Annotated in this window: 5 protein-coding genes; 2 read left to right on the top strand and 3 right to left on the bottom strand. The window is 61.7% G+C overall.

Features of this window, described 5'->3' with window-relative positions; translation table 11 throughout:
• Nucleotides 1-266: 266 nt before the first annotated feature.
• Both ACRC0P_RS18730 and ACRC0P_RS18725 read right to left on the bottom strand, forming a co-directional pair.
• Nucleotides 267-788 carry a GNAT family N-acetyltransferase gene (locus ACRC0P_RS18730; protein ID WP_438632826.1) on the bottom strand — a complete coding sequence of 174 codons (522 nt, stop codon included), beginning with the start codon at nt 786-788 and terminating at the stop codon, nt 267-269.
• A 37-nt stretch (nt 789-825) separates the two neighbouring features.
• A complete protein-coding gene (locus ACRC0P_RS18725; RefSeq protein WP_438632825.1) occupies nt 826-1,791 on the bottom strand; it encodes a LysR family transcriptional regulator in 966 nt (321 codons plus the stop codon).
• A 106-nt stretch (nt 1,792-1,897) separates the two neighbouring features.
• On the opposite strand from ACRC0P_RS18725, the gene ACRC0P_RS18720 reads away from it, so the two are divergent.
• Both ACRC0P_RS18720 and ACRC0P_RS18715 read left to right on the top strand, forming a co-directional pair.
• A complete protein-coding gene (locus ACRC0P_RS18720; protein ID WP_438632824.1) occupies nt 1,898-2,488 on the top strand; it encodes an FMN-dependent NADH-azoreductase in 591 nt (196 codons plus the stop codon).
• A 92-nt stretch (nt 2,489-2,580) separates the two neighbouring features.
• Complete coding sequence (locus tag ACRC0P_RS18715) at nt 2,581-3,621, top strand: methyltransferase domain-containing protein (protein WP_438632823.1); 1,041 nt, start codon at nt 2,581-2,583, stop codon at nt 3,619-3,621.
• 38 nt (nt 3,622-3,659) lie between these two features.
• Here ACRC0P_RS18715 and ACRC0P_RS18710 read toward each other — a convergent pair whose 3' ends face one another.
• A complete protein-coding gene (locus ACRC0P_RS18710; RefSeq protein WP_438632822.1) occupies nt 3,660-3,872 on the bottom strand; it encodes a hypothetical protein in 213 nt (70 codons plus the stop codon).
• Nucleotides 3,873-3,995: the final 123 nt, after the last annotated feature.

Raw genomic sequence — 3,995 nt, 5'->3', positions numbered from 1 at the left:
GGACCGTATGAGGCAGGGACGCCGATTACGAGCGTACAGGGATGTATTCACAGCGTGTCCCGGAAAGAGGCACCCCTCCCGACCCCGCGCTGGATGTGCAGCACCATAGATCGCAAACAGGCTCTTAGAGTCTCTTTGGAATGCACAGAACCCGCCAGAATCGGGTGAGCCAGCAGAGTTTTCGGGTCTGCGTGGTGGCACCGTATTCACCCACACCACGGTACCGGCCGAGTTACTGACGGGTTTCACCTGGGTAACCGTTCAGGTCACTCCTCCTGCAAATCCAGGTTGTAGACAAGCAGAGTGGGATCACCCGGGTAGGCTTCGCACCGGAACCCCAGGATGTGGGCCACTTTGCGCACCTTGGCGTTTCCCGCCGATTCGATGGTGTACATGCGTTTGATACCCCGCTCGCGGGCGCTGTCGATCAGGAGGTTCATCAGCAGGGTGCCCAGGCCGCGGCGCTGCCACTCGTCGGTAACCACCGCAGCGCACTCGCAGGCGCTGCCGCCGGCGTCCACCGCGTAGCGGGCAACCCCGATCTGCTTCTGTTCCTCACCCTCTCCCGCCAGGGCAATATAGGCCTCACTCTGGGAGTGATCGACGTCGAGCAACATATCGATCAGTTTCTGGGGAGGGTTCTTGGTGCTGATACCGCCGAGAAAGCGCTGGTTCCTGGATTCCGGCGACAGGTTGCGGAAAAAGTCCAGCTCCAGCTCCAGGTCCTCCTTGCGGAGGGGACGGATTTTCACCGTCTGCCCACCCCGTAGCTTTTTCTCGGTCACCATTTCCGCAGACTCCGCCTTTCGGTTCCATACCGGAAGTTTAGGTGCGCTCGGGGCGGTCCTGAGTGAAATAGGCGCCCATCGGGCGATCGGGGCAACTGGCGGCCATCTGTTCCTGCAGGATTTCCGCCAGGCGAAGGGCTCCGGGCCCGGCGGCGTCGCGGTCGGCGAAGATCAGGTACATCTGCACATAGCGCTCTCCCCCGCCCCGCAGGGACAGCGGTTTGAGGATACCCGCTTCCAGCTCGCTGCGGATCTTGTCCTCCGGCAACCAGGCGAATCCGTAGCCGCGACAGGCCGCACCAATGGAGGTGGCCATGCTGGAGAGGGCCCAGCGCTGCTCCACTTCCACGGTGAGAGCTTTTTTGTCCCGCTGGGACCCGGAGTCGCGCACGATCAGATGGCGATGCTTGCGCAGGTCGCGCAGGGTCAGTTCCCGTTTCAACTGGTGCAGGGGGTGGTCCGGGTGCGCGACGGGAATGATCCGCGCCTGCCGCGGCAGGGGCTCGCCGCTGAAACCGGGGGGAATATAGGGTGAAATCGCCAGATCCACCCTGCCCTCCTGCAGGGATTCCGGCGCTCCGCCCAGCACAGTTTCATGTAGCTCGATACGCGTCTGCGGACTCTCGGCGCCGAACTGGTCCAGACAGTCGAGCAGCAGCCAGATGGGAAACAGCGTCTCCACGGCGATGGCGATTTCCGACTCCCAGCCGGCGGAGGCCTTGTGCGCCGCGCGCTCCAGGCTGGCGGCCTCGTCCAGCAACACTTTCGCCCGTCGGTAGAGCATCTCTCCCGCCGGGGTCAGAACCGCCCGCCGGCCCTCGATGGAAAACGCCTTGATGTCCAGTACCGACTCGAGCTTTTGCACCGCATAGCTGACGGAGGACTGACTCTTGTGCAGCTTCTCCGCAGCCTGGGCATAGCCGCCCGCATCCACCACAGCCACCAGGCAGCGCCACTGCTCCAGGCTGATATGCGGTGTTGCAGTGTGATTATCCTTGCCCATAGATCTACTCATCCGATAAATAAGTGCAAATTTTTATAATTTTTTATCGAATAAATCAATGATTCAATGCCGGCATCTCGAAAACAACCCCCCTTGGAGGTATCGAATGGCAACGTTACTCAAAATTCAGACCAGCCTGTTCCAGGGCGATGGGCAATCCTCCCAACTCGCCGAGCAGTTCGCTCGCAACTGGCAGGCGCGCAACCCGGATGGCCGCGTGGTCACCCGCGACCTGGCGGCGGAGCCGACGCCTCACCTGGACTCACAGCGCTTCCAGGCCTTTATCACCCCGCCCGAGGAGCGCACCGCGGAACAGCAGGAGATGGTGAAACTCTCCGATAGCCTGGTGGAGGAAATCACCGGGGCCGACGTGCTGGTACTGGGTGTTCCGATGTACAACTTCAGCATCCCCTCGACCCTGCGCGCCTACTTCGACCATATCGCCCGCGCGGGGATCACCTTCCGCTACACCCCGGAAGGCCCGGAGGGACTGCTGAAGAACAAGAAAGCCTACGTGTTTATCACCCGCGGCGGCTTCTACGGCGAAGACCACTCACAGACCGCGCTTTTGCGGCAATTCCTGGGTTTTATCGGCATCGACGATGTGGAATTCGTGCACGCCGAGGGCATGGCGATAGAAGACGCCAGGGAGGGAAACCTGACCGCGGCGCGGGACAGGATCGCACAGCTGGCCTGACCCGTGGCCTCTCCGTGATTCATCAGCTACAGTTCGCAACGTAATAAATCCGCCCGGCGTGCGACTGAACGATAAAACCGGAGAGACATACCATGCGCGAAGCAGTACAGGACTACTACGGCCGCCAGTTGCAGAGTTCCGACGACCTGAAAACCACCGCCTGTTGCGATGCCAGCGCGATGCCGGAATGGCTGAAGCCACTGCTCGCCAAGATTCACCCGGAGGTGCTCTCCCGCTACTACGGCTGCGGCCTGGTCTGCCCGCCGCTGCTCGAGGGCTGCCGGGTGCTGGACCTGGGCTGCGGCTCCGGCCGCGACGTCTACGCGCTCGCGCAACTGGTCGGTCCCGACGGCCTGGTGGTGGGGGTGGATATGACCCCGGAACAGCTGGCGGTGGCGGAACGCCACCGCGACCACCACGCGCGGGAGTTCGGCTTCGACAATGTGCGCTTCCTGCACGGCTATATCGAACAGCTGGAGCAACTGGGCCTGGAGCCCGGCAGCTTCGATGTGATCGTCTCCAACTGCGTGGTCAACCTGTCACCGGACAAGGACGCCGTACTCCGAGGCGTACACCGGCTGCTCAAGGAGGGCGGCGAATTCTATTTCTCCGACGTCTACGCCGATCGCCGGGTGCCCGAAGCAGTGCGGGATGACCCCGTGCTCTACGGCGAGTGCCTGGGCGGCGCCCTCTACTGGAACGACTTCCTGCGCCTGGCCCAGAGCAGCGGCTTTATCGACCCGCGCCTGGCGGAAGACCGGCCGCTGGAAATCACCGACCCGGAACTGGCCGCGCGCACCGGCAACCTGCGTTTTTTCTCCGCCACCTACCGCCTGTTCAAACTGGACGCCCTGGAGAGCGACTGCGAGGACTACGGCCAGGCGGTGATCTACCGCGGCACAGTGCCCAACTTCCCCCACCGGTTCCCGCTGGACAAACACCACCTGATGGAAACCGGACGGGTATTCCCGGTATGCGGCAACACTTGGCACATGCTGAGCGATACCCGCTTTGCCGATCACTTCGAATTTATCGGCGATTTCAGCCGGCACTACGGCCTGTTCGAAGGCTGTGGCGGCGGCCTGCCTTTCGATACCCCTGCAAATGATTCCGGGGAAGCGCCCTGCTGCTGACCGATGTAGGAGACTGGAGGCTTTCAAGGCTGGGCAGATCAATGAAGGGCAGTAGAGCGCGCTTGCAGATGCCCCGACCGATTGCCGATGGAGCCTATCAAGTTTTTAATGACTTCATAAAATTCCTCTTCCAGCGACTCCCAGCTTCCGGGAGTTTTCTGTCGAACCAGATGCATACCAGAACACACCATGTAGGAGCGGCCCATGGCCGCGATCGGCAGTGGTTCAATCCGCAGATCGATCGCGGCCATGGGCCGCTTCTCTAAAGCGGCCCCTGAAGTCAACCACTAATCTGGTTTTTGCACTGGACAGCTGTTACTGAGTTTCAGGCTTCTCTACGTGGTCGCCTTTGGCGCCGACAAGATGTAATCGGA

This window comes from Microbulbifer sp., from assembly GCF_051659245.1.
Lineage (GTDB): Bacteria > Pseudomonadota > Gammaproteobacteria > Pseudomonadales > Cellvibrionaceae > Microbulbifer.
The sequence above is the reverse complement of the archived record's forward strand: the minus strand, read 5'-3'. Positions and strand labels throughout refer to the sequence as shown.

Excerpts from the sequence above, each read along its gene's own strand:
- ACRC0P_RS18730 (WP_438632826.1), bottom strand. The coding sequence starts at position 788 with ATGGTGACCGAGAAAAAGCTACGGGGTGGGCAGACGGTGAAAATCCGT.
- ACRC0P_RS18725 (WP_438632825.1), bottom strand. The coding sequence starts at position 1,791 with ATGGGCAAGGATAATCACACTGCAACACCGCATATCAGCCTGGAGCAG.
- ACRC0P_RS18720 (WP_438632824.1), top strand. The coding sequence starts at position 1,898 with ATGGCAACGTTACTCAAAATTCAGACCAGCCTGTTCCAGGGCGATGGG.
- ACRC0P_RS18715 (WP_438632823.1), top strand. The coding sequence starts at position 2,581 with ATGCGCGAAGCAGTACAGGACTACTACGGCCGCCAGTTGCAGAGTTCC.
- ACRC0P_RS18710 (WP_438632822.1), bottom strand. The coding sequence starts at position 3,872 with ATGGCCGCGATCGATCTGCGGATTGAACCACTGCCGATCGCGGCCATG.